Origin of the sequence: Pseudomonas persica (assembly GCF_900291015.1) — a bacterium.
GTDB lineage: Bacteria > Pseudomonadota > Gammaproteobacteria > Pseudomonadales > Pseudomonadaceae > Aquipseudomonas.
On record NZ_OLKL01000003.1, the window covers coordinates 39,268 to 52,795 of the forward strand.

Annotated in this window: 13 protein-coding genes; 7 read left to right on the forward strand and 6 right to left on the reverse strand. The window is 62.4% G+C overall.

All coding sequences use genetic code 11. The features are described from left to right. The first annotated feature begins 33 nt into the window (after positions 1–33). The 3 genes from FQ664_RS00205 to FQ664_RS00215 all read left to right on the forward strand — a co-directional run bounded on the left by FQ664_RS00205 (position 34) and on the right by FQ664_RS00215 (position 3,402). Positions 34–1,026: an AraC family transcriptional regulator gene (locus FQ664_RS00205; RefSeq protein WP_144169937.1), complete on the forward strand. Its 993-nt coding sequence runs from the start codon at positions 34–36 to the stop codon at positions 1,024–1,026. A 229-nt stretch (positions 1,027–1,255) separates the two neighbouring features. Further along, positions 1,256–2,299 carry a histone deacetylase family protein gene (locus FQ664_RS00210; protein WP_144169938.1) on the forward strand — a complete coding sequence of 348 codons (1,044 nt, stop codon included), beginning with the start codon at positions 1,256–1,258 and terminating at the stop codon, positions 2,297–2,299. Next, positions 2,299–3,402 carry a polyamine ABC transporter substrate-binding protein gene (locus tag FQ664_RS00215; protein ID WP_144169939.1) on the forward strand — a complete coding sequence of 368 codons (1,104 nt, stop codon included), beginning with the start codon at positions 2,299–2,301 and terminating at the stop codon, positions 3,400–3,402. The genes FQ664_RS00210 and FQ664_RS00215 overlap by 1 nt, the downstream gene beginning before the upstream one ends. 133 nt (positions 3,403–3,535) lie before the next feature. On the opposite strand, the gene pdxR is transcribed toward FQ664_RS00215, so the two are convergent. After that, positions 3,536–5,080, reverse strand: a complete 1,545-nt coding sequence (gene pdxR / locus FQ664_RS00220) for a MocR-like pyridoxine biosynthesis transcription factor PdxR (RefSeq protein WP_144169940.1) — start codon at positions 5,078–5,080, stop codon at positions 3,536–3,538. A 90-nt stretch (positions 5,081–5,170) separates the two neighbouring features. On the opposite strand from pdxR, the gene FQ664_RS00225 reads away from it, so the two are divergent. From FQ664_RS00225 to FQ664_RS00235, 3 genes are read left to right on the forward strand one after another with little or no spacing between them, the layout of a single operon-like run. Continuing rightward, positions 5,171–5,800, forward strand: a complete 630-nt coding sequence (locus FQ664_RS00225; protein ID WP_144169941.1) for an FMN-binding negative transcriptional regulator — start codon at positions 5,171–5,173, stop codon at positions 5,798–5,800. A gap of 11 nt (positions 5,801–5,811) precedes the next feature. Then, positions 5,812–6,258 carry a GNAT family N-acetyltransferase gene (locus FQ664_RS00230; RefSeq protein WP_144169942.1) on the forward strand — a complete coding sequence of 149 codons (447 nt, stop codon included), beginning with the start codon at positions 5,812–5,814 and terminating at the stop codon, positions 6,256–6,258. A 7-nt stretch (positions 6,259–6,265) separates the two neighbouring features. Continuing rightward, entirely contained in the window at positions 6,266–6,937 is a 672-nt protein-coding gene (locus FQ664_RS00235) for a GNAT family N-acetyltransferase (protein ID WP_144169943.1), read from the forward strand. 50 nt (positions 6,938–6,987) lie between these two features. Here FQ664_RS00235 and FQ664_RS00240 read toward each other — a convergent pair whose 3' ends face one another. The 4 genes from FQ664_RS00240 to FQ664_RS00255 all read right to left on the reverse strand — a co-directional run bounded on the left by FQ664_RS00240 (position 6,988) and on the right by FQ664_RS00255 (position 12,040). Beyond that, positions 6,988–7,266 carry a helix-turn-helix transcriptional regulator gene (locus FQ664_RS00240; protein WP_085588857.1) on the reverse strand — a complete coding sequence of 93 codons (279 nt, stop codon included), beginning with the start codon at positions 7,264–7,266 and terminating at the stop codon, positions 6,988–6,990. Next, a complete protein-coding gene (locus FQ664_RS00245; protein WP_144169944.1) occupies positions 7,263–8,588 on the reverse strand; it encodes a type II toxin-antitoxin system HipA family toxin in 1,326 nt (441 codons plus the stop codon). The genes FQ664_RS00240 and FQ664_RS00245 overlap by 4 nt, the downstream gene beginning before the upstream one ends. A gap of 217 nt (positions 8,589–8,805) precedes the next feature. Beyond that, a complete protein-coding gene (gene oadA, locus FQ664_RS00250) occupies positions 8,806–10,614 on the reverse strand; it encodes a sodium-extruding oxaloacetate decarboxylase subunit alpha (RefSeq protein ID WP_144169945.1) in 1,809 nt (602 codons plus the stop codon). Between the two features lie 10 nt (positions 10,615–10,624). Beyond that, entirely contained in the window at positions 10,625–12,040 is a 1,416-nt protein-coding gene (locus tag FQ664_RS00255; protein WP_144169946.1) for an acetyl-CoA carboxylase biotin carboxylase subunit, read from the reverse strand. A 204-nt stretch (positions 12,041–12,244) separates the two neighbouring features. On the opposite strand from FQ664_RS00255, the gene FQ664_RS00260 reads away from it, so the two are divergent. Further along, positions 12,245–13,192, forward strand: a complete 948-nt coding sequence (locus tag FQ664_RS00260; protein WP_178090934.1) for a LysR family transcriptional regulator — start codon at positions 12,245–12,247, stop codon at positions 13,190–13,192. Here FQ664_RS00260 and FQ664_RS00265 read toward each other — a convergent pair. After that, on the reverse strand, positions 13,134–13,352 hold the full coding sequence (locus FQ664_RS00265) for a PA3496 family putative envelope integrity protein (protein ID WP_144169948.1): 219 nt from the start codon (positions 13,350–13,352) through the stop codon (positions 13,134–13,136). The genes FQ664_RS00260 and FQ664_RS00265 overlap by 59 nt on opposite strands. Between the last annotated feature and the right edge of the window lie 176 nt (positions 13,353–13,528).

Below are 13,528 nucleotides of genomic sequence, written 5' to 3' on the forward strand. Positions count from 1 at the left end.
ATAATGCGTCCCAGCCCCACGGGACTACCCAGCATGCTGCACAGCCACCTGACCACCCTCAATGCGGTTTCGCTGATCCTCAACGTCTTCCAGGCAGACGGTTGCGAGGCGTCGGCGCTGCTGGCCGGCAGCGGCATCGGCCCGGCAGACCTGGGCCATGCCGATGCGCGCATCACCACCCAGCAGGAACTGCAGGTGTGCGCCAACGCCGTTGCCCGGCGCGAGGACATCGGCCTGGAACTGGGCCGGCGCATGCATGTGTCGTGCTACGGCATGCTCGGTTACGCCCTGCTCTCCAGTGCCACTTTGGGTGACGCCCTGCGCCTGGCGCTGCAATATCCGGCACTGCTGGGAACAGTCTTCAAGCTGCGTCTGCTCGACGACGGCCAGCGCGTCTGGTTCAGCGCCAGCGACTACCACGACAGCCCGGCGCTGACCGCCTTCAACGCCGAGTTCTGCCTGGTGTCGCTGAAGGTCATCTGCGACGACCTGCTCGGCCGCCCGCTGCCCCTGCTGGGCGCCCGTTTCGAACACCCACGGCCCGGCTACCACGCGCTCTACGCCGGGGCATTCCAGTGCCCGGTCGGTTTCGCCGCCGAGGACAATGCCTTTGCCTTCGAACGGCGCTGGCTGGACACGCCACTGCCGCTGGCCGACCCGATTACCCACAAGGCCATGAGCGAACGCTGCCGCCGGCTGAACCTGGAGTTCACCGGTCGCCAGGCCTGGCTGGGGCGGATTCGCCAGTTGCTGGCGCAGCAACTGGACGCAGCGCCCGGGCTGGAAGGGCTGGCGCGGCAGATGAACTGCTCATCGCGCACCCTGCGCCGGCATTTGCAGGTGTTGGGCAGCGGTTATCAACAGCTGCTGGATGAACTGAGATTCGAACGGGCCAAGCAGTTGCTGGCCGATGAGCAGATGCCGATCTACCGGATTGCCGAGTCCCTGGGGTTCAGCGAGACGGCCAGTTTTCGGCATGCCTTCCAGCGTTGGAGTGGTGTGGCGCCCAGCCATTTTCGCGGTTGACCTGTACCGGCCCTTTCGCGGTAAACCCGCTCCTACAGGGATTGCACCCACTCAAGTGCAACACTGTACCTGTGGGAGCGGGTTCACCCGCGAAAGGGCCAGTACAGGCCACCAACAATCCGGCCAAAGAGCTTGGCCACATCGATCCCCTTTTGGCCGTTTGCGTCGTTCTCCCCCGCCGGCCCGGCCATGACAATGGGCTCACGCCAGTACCCACCGGAGAACAACAATGCTGACGATCTATTCCGATGACCACCGCCTGCACCACGGCCGCTGCGAGCTGATCGACGGCAAGCTGATGCCCTGCTTCGAAATGCCGTCACGCGCCGACCATGTGCTCGACCAGGTAAAAAAGCGCAACCTCGGCGACATCCAGGGGCCCACCGACTTCGGCCGCGCACCGCTGCTGCGCATCCACAGCGCCGACTACCTGAACTTCTTCGAAGGCGCCTGGGCGCGCTGGGCCGCACTGGGCCAGGAAGGCGACCTGCTGCCGTTCACCTGGCCCGCACGCAGCCTGCGCCAGGTAAAACCCACCGGCCTGCATGGTGAGCTGGGCTACTACAGCTTCGATGCCGGCGCACCGATCACCGCCGGCACCTGGCAAGCCGCCTACAGCGCCGCCCAGGTCGCCCTCACTGCCCAGGCGGCGATCCAGCAAGGTGCCCACTCGGCCTTTGCCCTGTGCCGCCCGCCAGGGCACCACGCGGCCGGCGAAGTCATGGGCGGCTATTGCTACCTGAACAACGCCGCCATCGCCGCCCAGGCCTTCCTCGACCAGGGCCGGCGCAAGGTCGCCATCCTCGACGTTGACTACCACCACGGCAATGGCACCCAGGACATCTTCTACCACCGCAACGATGTGTTCTTCGCCTCGATCCATGGCGACCCGCGCGACGAGTTCCCGTTCTTCCTCGGTTATGCCGACGAAACCGGCGAAGGTGCCGGCGAAGGCTGCAACATCAACTACCCACTGCCAGCCGGCAGCGACTGGGCGGCCTGGAGCGCCGCCCTGGAAGACGCTTGCCAGCGCATCGCCGCCTATGACGCCGACGTGCTGGTGATCTCGCTGGGCGTGGACACCTTCAAGGACGACCCGATCTCGCAGTTCAAGCTGGACAGCCCGGACTACCTGGAAATGGGCAAGCGCATCGCCCAGCTCGGCAAGCCGACCCTGTTCGTGATGGAAGGCGGCTACGCTGTGGAAGAAATCGGTATCAACGCAGTCAATGTGCTGGAAGGCTTCCAGCGCGCCCAGCCAGGAGCCCGGTAATGGTCCGATTCAAGCGTCTGCTCGCCCCGCTCATCGCCGCTACCCTGTTCACCGGTGCCCTGCAGGCCCAGGCCGAACAGCGCACCCTGCGGGTGTACAACTGGTTCGACTACATCACCCCGCAAACCCTCACCGAGTTTCAGAAAGGCAGCGGGGTGAAGCTGGTCTACGACATCTTCGACACCAACGAGGCACTGGAAGCCAAGCTGCTGACCGGCAACTCCGGGTATGACGTGGTGGTGCCATCCAACGTGTTCCTTGCCAAGCAGATCGAAGCGGGGGTGTTCCAGCCGCTGGACCGCAGCAAGCTGCCGAACTGGCAGCACCTGGACCCGGCGCTGATGAAGCTGATCGAAGCCAACGACCCCGGCAACAAGTTTGCCGTGCCCTACATGTACGGCACCGTGCTGATCGGCTTCAACCCGGCCAAGATCAAGGCTGCGCTCGGCGACAACGCCCCGGTGGACAGCTGGGATCTGATCTTCAAGGAAGAGAACATCGCCAAGCTCAAGCAGTGCGGCGTGGCCCTGCTCGACTCGCCATCGGAGATTCTGCCGCTGGCGTTGCAGTACCTGGGCCTGCCGCCGAACAGCGACAAGCCGGCCGACTACAAGCAGGCCGAGGCACTGATGCTGAAGATTCGCCCGCACATCACCTACTTCCATTCCTCGAAGTACATGGCTGACATCGCCAATGGCGATATCTGCGTGGCAGTGGGCTACAGCGGCAGTTTCTCGCAGGCCGCCAACCGCGCCCGCGAGGCGAAGAATGGCGTGGTGGTGGACATGCGCCTGCCCAAGGAAGGTGCGCCGATCTGGTTCGACATGCTGGCGATTCCGAAGAACGCGGCCAACCCGGAAGATGCCCATGCATTCATCAACTACCTGCTGCAGCCCGAGGTGATTGCGCCGATCAGCGACTTTGTCGGGTACCCGAACCCGAACAAGGATGCGACCGACAAGGTGAGCCCGGCGATTCGCAACAACCCCAACCTGTACCCGACGGCAGAGGCGATGGCCAAGCTGTATACCCTCAAGCCCCTGGCGCGGGATGCCGAGCGGGCGCGGACCCGGGCGTGGACGCGGATCAAGTCCGGCACCTGATTCAAAGCCCGGGGGGCTGCTTTGCAGCCCAATCGCCGGCAAGCCAGCTCCCACAGGTATCCCACCCCCTTCAGACCTGTGGTGATTCTGTGGGAGCTGGCTTGCCGGCGATTGGGCCGCACAGCGGCCCCATTCACTTTCTCCAGGCCTTGCGCAAGCGCATCAACGCCTCGGCAATCTCCCCCTCCGGCACCGCCGCAAACCCCAACACCAGCCCTGCCCTTTTATCCACAGGTACCTCGCTGTCCGTCAGCCAGAAATTGCTCAGCGGCGTCACCTCCACGCCCACCGCTTCAGCCTTGGCCACCAGTTCCTGCTCCCGAGCAAAGTTATCCACATCGACCTTCACATGCAGCCCGGCCGCCACTTCCGGCATGCCGCCCAACCCCGGAATATCCACAGGCCAGCCGGCCTTGAGTACATTGCGCCGGCTCAACGCCGCCCTGCGCATACGACGGATATGCCGCTGGAAGTGCCCGCGGGCCATGAACTCGGCCATCACGCACTGGCTACTGACCTCCGAATGCCGCACCGCCAGCGCCCGGCCCTGGCTGAACGCCTGCACCAGTTGCGGCGGCAGTACCAGGTAGCCCAGGCGCAACGCCGGAAAGGCGATCTTGCCGAAGGTACCGACGTACAGCACACGCCGGTGCCGGTCGAGCGCCGCAAGCGGAGCCAAGGGCGCACCGCTGTAACGGTACTCGCCGTCGTAGTCGTCTTCAATGATCCAGCCATCGCTGCGCTCGGCCCAGGCCAGCAATTCCAGGCGTCGCGCCAGGCTCATGGTCACCCCGGTCGGGTACTGGTGGGCCGGCGTGACATAGGCCAGCCGGCAATCCGCCAGCTGCCCGAGCCGGCGACAGTCCATGCCGTCCTCGTCCACTGGCACGCCATGCAACCTGCCACCAGCCAGCGCAAAGGCATGCCCAGCTGCGCGGTAACCCGGGTTTTCCACAGCCACACCGTCGCCCGGCTGCAACAGCAACTGTGCACAAAGGCTGATGGCCTGCTGCGCACCACTGGTGATCACAATTTGTTCAGCCGTACAACTCAGCCCACGCGAGCGACGCAGGTAGGCCGCAATCAGTTCACGCAGCAGCGGCTCGCCTGCCGGGTCGCCATAACCCAGCTGCGCGGGAGCCGGATTGCGCCAGAAACCCGCCTGCAGCTTGGCCCAGACGTCGAACGGGAACAGGTCGAACGCCGGAATACCGACGCGAAAAGCACGCGGTGCACCGCTTCTTGGCGGCGGTAAATGGTTACTTTTCAGACGCTGCAAAGGCTCACTGGAGCGTCGGCTGCTGGATAAATCCTCAGTATCTTTCGAAGGAAATGTGGATAAGTCTGTTGATAACCTACGGGATAACCCTGTGGATACTTGTGTGGATAGTTTTCCGGTGGAGAGTTTCGGCAGTTGACTGACATAGGTGCCGTCGCCTACCCGGCTTTCGATGTAGCCCTCGGCATACAGCTGGTCATAGGCCCGCACCACGCTGTTGCGTGAAAGCGCCAGAATGGTAGCCAGATCTCGGGTGGCCGGCAGCCGCGTGCCACTGCTCAGGCGCCCGTCCAGCACCCGCGCACGTAGTGCCTGGTACAGCTGCTGGCTAAGCCCGCGGCGGCGATCGAGAGTGACCCCGGCAGGGTCGAAAGGCAACACAAGGGGGCGCTCGCTCACGGCATTGGACCTATGAAAATAGCTGTTAATGGCTCTTACTATGAACCAATAGCCTGCCTAGGATGGGGCCATCGCACAAGGAAACCGAGCATGTACAACAGCAAACCCCATCAGGAACACGACCTCGGCCGCCTGCATCAGCACATGCTCGACACCCGCCTGGCCATCCTGGTCAGCCACGGTGAGCAAGGTCTGCTGGCCACGCACCTGCCGGTGCTGGTCGATGTCGCCGAAGGCGAATTCGGCACCGTCTATGCCCACCTGGCGCGTGCCAACCGCCAATGGCACGACCTGGAGCAAGGTGGCGAAGCCCTGCTGGTGTTCCCCGGCGCCGATGCCTATGTCAGCCCCGGCTACTACCCGAGCAAGGCCGACAACCCCAAGGTGGTGCCAACCTGGAACTACCTGGCCGTGCACGCCTATGGCCCGGCCGAAGTGATCCACGACGCCGAGCCTCTGCTGGCCATTGTCAGCCGCCTGACCGAGCGCCACGAACACGGCCGCAGCGAACCATGGAAAGTCACCGATGCCCCGCGTGACTACCTCGACGGCATGCTCCGTGCCATCGTCGGCATCCGCCTGCCTATCGCTCGCCTGCAAGGCGCGCGCAAACTCAGCCAGAACCGCTCTGAGCAAGACATTGCCGGCGTGCGTGAAGGCCTGAGCGCCAGCCCCGATTACCTGGATAACCAACTCGCGGCGCACATGCGCCAACTCTGAAGGAATAGCCCATGTCCAGCGTTACCCTGCGTCCTGTCACCGCCCAAGACCACGCTGCCTGGCTTGCCCTGTGGCAGGCCTACTTGCACTTCTATGAATCCGAACTGGCCGATGAGGTGAGCCTCAGCACCTGGCAGCGCCTGCTCGACCCCAACGAGCCAACCCATTCAGCCCTGGCCTGGGTCGATGGCAAGGCGGTGGGAATGGTCAACTTCATCTACCATCGTTCCAACTGGAGCATCAAGAACGCCTGCTACCTGCAGGACCTGTACGTGGACCGCGCGCAACGTGGCCTGGGCATCGGCCGCCAGCTGATCGAGCACGTCTACGCCAAAGCCAAGGCCGACAACTGCAGCAAGGTGTACTGGGTGACCCACGAGACCAACGCCACCGCCATCAGCCTGTACCAGCAGGTTGCCGAGCGCTCGGGCTTCATCCAATTCCGCAAAGAGTTGTAAGCCGAACATGACCGACGCATTGAACTGGAAACCCGCCGCAACCCCCAAGGCCGAGCCCATCGACGGCCGCTTCATCCGCCTGGAAAAGCTCGACCCGGCGCGCCATGGCGACGACCTCTGGGAGGCGCTGCAAGGCCCGGCTGCCGACCCGGTGCTGTGGGACTACCTGCCCTATGGCCCGTTCGCCGAACGTGCCGCCTTTGATCGCTGGCTGGAGGGCAACGCCGCCGGCCGCGACCCGCTGTTCTACACCGTGATCGACCGCCCCAGCGGCCAGGCCCAGGGCATCCTCAGCCTGATGTCGATCGTGCCCGACCACGGCCGCATCGAAATCGGCCACGTCGCCTTCGGCGCCGCCATGCAGCGCACGCCCAAGAGCACCGAGGCGGTATACCTGCTGGGCAAACTGGCCTTCGAACTGGGCAACCGCCGGCTGGAGTGGAAGTGCAACAACGCCAACGCCCGCTCCAGGCGCGCGGCGGAACGGTTTGGCTTTGTCTACGAGGGGGTGTTCCGCAAGCACTTGGTGGTGAAGGACCACAACCGCGATACAGCCTGGTATTCGATTACCGATGATGAGTGGCCGGCGCTGGCGGCCGCGTTCGAGCGCTGGTTGAGTGAAGAGAACCAGCGGCCGCAAGGCCAGGTGCGGACACTTGAGGACTGCCGTAGGGGGTGATCGGCATAACCGATCACGGGTCGGCAGGCCCGCGATCGGTGCAAGCCCGGTTATCTGATCGGGCTCGCACGCCTGACGACGCCCATCTGCAAACCGAACGGTTTGAAGACAGCGTTCAACGATTTCAGCGTGGGGTTACCGTCCCCCTGCTCGATCTGAATGAGCGTTCGCACGGAAATCTTGCACATCAGCGCAAACTGGGTCTGCTGCATCTTTGCAACTTCTACGCGCAGGCGGCGAACGGCAGTACCCAGCTCGATAGTGCCGTCGGCAATACCTTCGCGCACGCCATCAATCATCAGACCTCGGGCATCGATGGAAACCGTCATGCCAACCCCCACTCCGCCATCCGGCGCTCGAGCTTGCCCAGCGCAATCGCCGGGTGATTCATCACTGCCTCCGGGAGCCCAAGGCCGGACAAGATATCGGGCAATGCCAATAGGTGCCGGGCCTCCTGACGCAAACGCTGGTAAGCCTCATCCGGATCGATGAATTCGGCTAGCGCAACACAGGCTGCCTGCCAGTCGATTTCGCCTGCTCTTTCGATCAAAGCGGGCCACTTCGTCGTTCTGGTTACTCCTTCCTGATCCATCACCATCGGTGCCAAGTCGTAAATGGGTGCAAGACGCACTGTGTCGCGGGTACGAATGATCGCTGTATTGCGTCCATGGTTATCGGCGTTACCCAGGATCTTGTTGATCAGGTCGCGCCGCAGGTAATCCGCGATCAGATCAGGCACCTCTTTACCCTGCCCGACCATCTTCCACAAGCCAACGAGCGTCTCGATCACCTCCAAATGCCCCATCCGGCTACCGGGTTCGGTTACCCCACACAAGGAATACATCGATTCCACGGCAAACCGCTGTACTCCCTGATCGGTAACCTGACGGTCGAAGCGTTCCATCCACAGGCTGGGCTTGGCTCCCTCTTCCAGCGCCATGTGTTCACTGGCCACCGTCTCGATGCCAAGCTGCTGCAACGCCCTGTAATAGAGGTACTCGGCCCGCAGGATATCCTGATCATCGGCCAAGGCCTGGTGCCTGGCGAACTTGATGAACCAATGGCGACAGGCCCTCTCATCCGCAAGCACCGCGTCCGGGTACAACTGGCCGTTTTCATCTTCGGTCATCAGCAGCTTTGGCGCCTCTCCACCAGCGCCTGTCGCGCCACCTATGGCCGCGCCCTGCTCGTAGGCGTACTCCAGAAAACGTTGATCGCGAACGATGACGTCCTGGCGGGTAAAACCGATGGGGTCCGCAAGGTCCAGTAACTCAGCCGACTCCCTGATGCGCATATTACCAATCGGAGCTGGGGTGGAGCGCCCTAGCAGAAACAAGTCTTCCCCCATGCCTGCCGGTTTTTCACGACCGATATGCCTCAGCAGAAAACGCTTCGCAGCCCCTGCAGGCGCGATGTCGTACAGGAATGCAGGAGCATGCGGTAGACGATGAGAGCCAAAGTCCACCGGGAGCTTGGCACTGGCCGCCTGGCTGAACAGGCTGTCGTACGCATGCAGATTGGTCTTGACGTAGTTGGATGTATATCCGAACTCGCAAGGGCTGGAGAGGCTTCTTTCCGGTTCGGTGAAGGCGATGGCAATAGCATCCTGCCATTTACCTTGATCATGTAATTGGAGCGTGAGTCGGTACATTGGCCACCTGCAATTTACTGCATGTTTTCGATCAGTCTCAGCCGTCAGCCTGCAGTATAGTGCAGATGTTTTTCTGAACCACACCCAATTTATGCATTTTAGTGCAGATCATGGCGGCCTTGGCGCCTGTCATCTGCACTAAATTGCATATTGTTCCATAAAAAAAGGGGAGCATTCCGCTCCCCAGAGGTTAACCGCTTGTAGATGAAGGCTTATCTCAGCCCTCGATCTCGATCAGGATCTCACCCGGCGTCACACGGTCGCCCTTGGCCACGTGAATGGCCACGACCTTGCCAGCGATACCCGCCTGCACTTCGGTCTCCATCTTCATGGCTTCGGTGATCAGCACGGCCTGGCCGGTCTTGACCATGTCGCCTTCCTTGACCAGCACATCGACGATGTTGCCTGGCATGGTGGTGCTGACGTGGCCCGGGGCGCTGGCCTGCTTGCGCTTGCTGCCGCCGCCGCCAACGAACTCGTTGAGTGGCTCGAACACCACTTCTTCCGGCATGCCGTCGATCGACAGGTAGAAGTGGCGCTTGCCTTCGGCCTTCACGCCCACACCGGTGATGTCGACGCGGTAGGTTTCGCCGTGCACGTCGATGACGAACTCGGTCGGTACGCCTTCACCGCCATGGGACGTCATTGCGCCCGCCTCAGGAATTGGCAGCAGGACTTCAGGGCTCAGGGTACCGGCTTCGCGTTCTTCGAGGAACTTGCGGCCAATGTCCGGGAACATGGCGAAAGTCAGCACGTCTTCTTCACAACGGGCCAGAGCGCCGATGTCGGCACGCAGCTTGGCCATTTCCGGCTTCAGCAGGTCGGCCGGGCGTACGTCGATCACTTCTTCGCTGCCGATCGCCTGGCGACGCAGCTGCTCGTTGACCACGCCCGGGGCCTTGCCGTAACCGCCTTGCAGGTACAGCTTCACCTCGTTGGTGATGGTCTTGTAGCGCTCGCCAGCCAGCACGTTGAAGAACGCCTGGGTGCCGACGATCTGCGAAGTCGGGGTCACCAGCGGCGGGAAGCCGAGGTCTTCACGCACGCGCGGGATCTCTGCCAGCACTTCGTTCATGCGGTTGAGGGCGCCCTGCTCCTTGAGCTGGTTGGCCAGGTTGGAAATCATGCCGCCCGGTACCTGGTTGACCTGCACGCGGGTGTCCACGGCGGTGAACTCGCTTTCGAACTGGTGGTACTTCTTGCGCACGGCATAGAAGTACAGGCCGATTTCCTGCAGCAGTTCCAGGTCCAGGCCGGTGTCGAATTCGCTGCCCTTGAGCGCGGCAACCATCGACTCGGTACCCGGGTGGCTGGTGCCCCAGGCGAAGCTGGAGATGGCGGTGTCGATGTGATCGGCACCGTTTTCCACAGCCTTCAGCTGGCACATGGCAGCCAGGCCAGCGGTATCGTGGGAGTGGATGAACACCGGCAACGACTGCTCGGCCTTCAGAGCCTTGACCAGTTCGCCGGTGGCGAACGGGGTCAGCAGGCCGGCCATGTCCTTGATCGCGACCGAGTCGCAACCCATGGCTTCCATCTGCTTGGCCTGGTTCACGAAGGCTTCGATGGTATGCACCGGGCTGGTGGTGTAGGCGATGGTGCCCTGGGCGTGCTTGCCGGCGGCCTTGACTGCTTCAATGGCCACGCGCAGGTTACGCACGTCGTTCATGGCGTCGAAGATGCGGAACACATCGATACCGTTGACCGCGGCCTTGGCGACGAAGGCCTTGACCACGTCGTCGCTGTAGTGACGGTAGCCCAGCAGGTTCTGGCCGCGCAGCAGCATTTGCAGGCGGGTGTTGGGCAGCGCCGCGCGCAGCTTGCGCAGGCGCTCCCACGGGTCTTCCTTGAGGAAGCGCACGCAGGCGTCGAAGGTGGCGCCACCCCAGACTTCCAGCGACCAGTAGCCGACCTTGTCGAGCTTGTCGCAGATCGGCAGCATGTCTTCGGTACGCATGCGGGTTGCCAGCAGGGACTGGTGGGCGTCGCGCAGGATCGTGTCGGTTACGTGAATTTTCTTGGACATTATGGGTTCCTCACAGGCCTGCGTGGGCGGCGATGGCGGCGGCGATGGCCAGAGCCAGCTCTTCGGGTTTGCGCTTGATCGAGTAGTTGGTCAGTTCCGGGTGGCTTTCGACGAAGCTGGTGTTGAACTGGCCGCTACGGAATTCCGGATTGCGCAGGATCTCCTGGTAGTACGCGGCGGTGGTCTTCACCCCTTGCACGCGCATGTCGTCCAGGGCCCGCAGGCCGCGGTCCATGGCTTCTTCCCAGGTCAACGCCCACACCACCAGTTTCAGGCACATGGAGTCGTAGAACGGCGGAATGGTGTAGCCGGTGTAGATCGCCGTGTCGGTACGCACGCCCGGGCCGCCGGGGGCGTAGTAACGGGTGATCTTGCCGAAGCTGGGCAGGAAGTTGTTTTTCGGGTCTTCGGCGTTGATACGGAACTGCAGCGCGTAACCGCGGTGCTGGATATCTTCCTGCTTGACCGACAGCGCCAGGCCCGAGGCGATGCGGATCTGCTCACGGACAATGTCGATACCGGTGATTTCCTCGGTGATGGTGTGTTCCACCTGCACCCGGGTGTTCATTTCCATGAAGTACACCTCGCCATCGGCGAGCAGGAACTCCACGGTACCGGCGTTCTCGTAGTTCACCGCCTTGGCTGCGCGCACCGCCAGGTCGCCGATGTAGGCGCGCTGCTCGGGGGTGAGCTGTGGGCTCGGGGCAATTTCGATGAGCTTCTGGTTGCGGCGCTGGATCGAGCAGTCGCGCTCGAACAGGTGCACCACGTTGCCAAAGCTGTCACCAAGGATCTGCGCCTCGATATGCTTGGGATTGACGATGCACTTTTCCAGGAACACTTCCGCGGAACCAAAGGCCTTGGTAGCCTCGGAGATCACGCGGGGGAAGTTCTGTTCCAGTTCTTCGCGGCTGTTGCAACGGCGAATACCACGGCCGCCACCGCCAGAGGTGGCCTTGAGCATGACCGGGTAACCGATGCGGTCACCTTCGCTCAGGGCTTCGTGAATATCGGCAACGTTGCCTTCGGTGCCCGGGGTTACCGGTACACCGGCGGCAATCATGGTGCGGCGCGCTTCGGTCTTGTCGCCCATGCGGCGAATGACATCGGCGGCCGGGCCGATGAACTTGATCCCGCGCTCGGCGCAGATCTCTGCCAGTTCAGCGTTTTCCGACAGGAAACCATAGCCCGGATGCAAAGCATCACAACCGGTTTCCACAGCCAGGTTCACCAGCTTGCGCGGGTTCAGGTAACCGGCCAGCGGCTCGTCACCAATGCTGTGCGCTTCGTCGGCGCGCTTGACGTGCAACGCATGCCGGTCGGCGTCGGAATAGATCGCCACCGAGCGAATGCCCATCTCGGCGCAAGCGCGCACGATCCGAACTGCGATTTCACCTCGGTTGGCGATCAGGATTTTTTTTATCACTGGAGTCTTCCCAAAGCCGTAGGAACAGTCGAGCCGGTTCTACCGGTCGGCGCGTGACCAGACGTTGCTGGCCAGTCGCACATTCACCCTAGCGCTGTAGGTTGATAAACAAAAATCAATATTTGTTAGGGGCTGTATTAGCAAAAGCTTATAGTGCGGTAACAAGGTGTTGCCGAAGGGCGGATAAAAATGCGTAAGTCCTTGATGCGTATGACTTTACGTCAATTACAGATCTTCAACGAGGTGTGCGATCTGCGTTCGTACAGCCGTGCGGCGGAAGAGATGGCGCTGACACAACCCGCCGTTAGTCTACAAATCCGCCAGCTCGAAGAACTGATCGGCCAGCCGCTGTTCGAGTATGTGGGCAAGAAGCTCTACCTGACCGAAGCTGCCGAGGCCCTGCAACGTGCCAGCCGCGATATCTTCGGGCGCCTGGAGAGCCTGGACATGCAACTGTCGGACCTGCAGGGTTCACTGCAGGGGCAGCTGAAACTGGCGATCGAGTCCAGTGCCAAGTACTTCGTGCCACACCTGTTCGCTGCCTTCAAGCAGCGCCACCCGGAGGTCAACCTGACCCTGACGGTGGTCAACCGCGCCCAGGCCATCCGCCGCCTGTCGGACAATCGCGACGACCTGATCATCATGTCCATGGTACCGCAGGACATGGGCCTGGAGTTTCTGCCGTTCCTCAACAACCCGATCGTCGCGGTGGCGCCGCCCGAGCACCCGCTGTGCAAGCTGGAGCAGCTGCGCCTGCAGGACCTGGAGCCTCATACCTTGCTGGTCCGCGAACAAGGTTCGGGCACGCGCAAGGCTTGCGAGGAGTACTTCAAGGACAAACGCGTGCACTTCACCCAGACCCTGGAAGTGGCCTCGGCCGACGCCCAGCGCGAGTGCGTGATCGCCGGCCTGGGCATTGCCCTGCTGACCCGCCATGCGGTCAACCTGGAGCTGGCCACCGGGGTGCTGATGGAACTGCCGGTAGAGGAACTGCCGTTGTACCGCAGCTGGTGCGTGGTGCAGGCCAAGGCCAAACGGCAGTCGCCGGTGGCCTTGGCCTTCCTGGCGTTCATCCGCAGCGAACGTGCGCTGATCAGCGCGCTGGCTGAGCGTTTTTCGGGGAAGTTGCCGCCGAAGCCTGCCAGACCGTGAGCGCTTGCAGCTCGGGATAGTCCACGAGTTCGCGGAGCAGTTGACGCTGGTCGCAATAGCTCTCGATCGCGCGACGGTATTCCATGCGGCGCCGGTCCTTTTCCTGCTGCTTGCGGGCCTTGGCGCTGGGTTGGTACGTACCGTCGAAGTCACGAGCCATTGCCTGTCTCCCAGATAGGATGCGGGAGTTTCAGACTGGCTCTGAGGGGTTACGGTTTGACTGTGGAATGGTGACAAAACAGTGAAATCTGCTTTGCCTGTACCGGCCCTTTCGCGGGTGAACCCGCTCCCACAGGTACCCCACAGTATTCAGCGCTGTGGTAATCCTGTGGGAGC

Bases quoted from the DNA above. Each gene is read 5' to 3' on its own strand.
- FQ664_RS00240 (WP_085588857.1), bottom strand. From the start codon at position 7,266: ATGACGGTTTCCATCGATGCCCGAGGTCTGATGATTGATGGCGTGCGC.
- FQ664_RS00225 (WP_144169941.1), top strand. From the start codon at position 5,171: ATGTACAACAGCAAACCCCATCAGGAACACGACCTCGGCCGCCTGCAT.
- FQ664_RS00215 (WP_144169939.1), top strand. From the start codon at position 2,299: ATGGTCCGATTCAAGCGTCTGCTCGCCCCGCTCATCGCCGCTACCCTG.
- FQ664_RS00230 (WP_144169942.1), top strand. From the start codon at position 5,812: ATGTCCAGCGTTACCCTGCGTCCTGTCACCGCCCAAGACCACGCTGCC.
- FQ664_RS00235 (WP_144169943.1), top strand. From the start codon at position 6,266: ATGACCGACGCATTGAACTGGAAACCCGCCGCAACCCCCAAGGCCGAG.
- oadA (WP_144169945.1), bottom strand. From the start codon at position 10,614: ATGTCCAAGAAAATTCACGTAACCGACACGATCCTGCGCGACGCCCAC.
- FQ664_RS00210 (WP_144169938.1), top strand. From the start codon at position 1,256: ATGCTGACGATCTATTCCGATGACCACCGCCTGCACCACGGCCGCTGC.
- FQ664_RS00265 (WP_144169948.1), bottom strand. From the start codon at position 13,352: ATGGCTCGTGACTTCGACGGTACGTACCAACCCAGCGCCAAGGCCCGC.
- FQ664_RS00260 (WP_178090934.1), top strand. From the start codon at position 12,245: ATGCGTATGACTTTACGTCAATTACAGATCTTCAACGAGGTGTGCGAT.
- FQ664_RS00205 (WP_144169937.1), top strand. From the start codon at position 34: ATGCTGCACAGCCACCTGACCACCCTCAATGCGGTTTCGCTGATCCTC.
- FQ664_RS00245 (WP_144169944.1), bottom strand. From the start codon at position 8,588: ATGTACCGACTCACGCTCCAATTACATGATCAAGGTAAATGGCAGGAT.